We start from the raw sequence: 289 nt of genomic DNA, 5'->3' as shown, positions 1-289 counted from the left end.
CTGCTACTCAAATAATTACTATTCAAGATACGACTAACCCAGTATTTGATGCTGCTCCAGCTGCCATTACTGTGGAATGTATTGATGATGTGCCGGCCATGACCAATCTTGGTTGGACAGATAATTGCGATGGTGCTGGTTCGGTTACTGGTTCTGACTCTGCTTTATCTGGTGATACGTGTGGTGGAACTATTACTCGTACTTGGTCTTATACTGATGCTTGTGATAATACCGCTACTGCTACTCAAATAATTACTATTCAAGATACGACTAACCCAGTATTTGATGC

The 289-nt window shown here is 41.5% G+C and carries 1 protein-coding gene; it reads left to right on the top strand.

Translation table 11 applies throughout. The features are described from left to right. Positions 1 to 71: 71 nt before the first annotated feature. A partial coding sequence (locus KI686_RS16485; protein WP_237590399.1) for an HYR-like domain-containing protein occupies positions 72 to 289 on the top strand: 218 nt, incomplete at its 3' end.

It is taken from the genome of Polaribacter sargassicola (assembly GCF_021991835.1).
GTDB classification, from domain to species: domain Bacteria; phylum Bacteroidota; class Bacteroidia; order Flavobacteriales; family Flavobacteriaceae; genus Polaribacter; species Polaribacter sargassicola.
Note: the sequence above shows the minus strand (reverse complement) of the source record. Positions and strands in the feature narration are given on the sequence as shown.